The organism is Monashia sp. HAY1-5C (genome assembly GCF_056755255.1).
Genome location: NZ_JBPGXG010000713.1, coordinates 1 through 239 on the forward strand (window position 1 = coordinate 1; position 239 = coordinate 239).

At 33.5% G+C, this 239-nt stretch carries 1 protein-coding gene; it reads left to right on the top strand.

The window, feature by feature from the left end; genetic code table 11:
- The coding region (locus ACR9ZK_RS23290) for a hypothetical protein (protein ID WP_481344282.1) at window positions 1–223 on the top strand (223 nt) is incomplete at its 5' end.
- Between the last annotated feature and the right edge of the window lie 16 nt (window positions 224–239).

Consider the following 239-nt stretch of genomic DNA (forward strand, 5'->3'; position numbering starts at 1 on the left):
ATACCAGAAGGCTGAAAGGAAATGTCTTTTTGAAGGTTTCAGAATCGCTTACAACGGCTATTCTGTAGTCAGAATCACCACAACATACGATGAATCTATTGAGCTTTCATTTAATAAAAGTGAAATGGCATTTCAGAAATTCAAGGATGTAGAATCTCTGAATCATTTTGATGAAATCTATTTAAATGCCAATGCGCGCAAAAAATTAGGTCTTCGCAAATAAAATGTTTGTACATCTT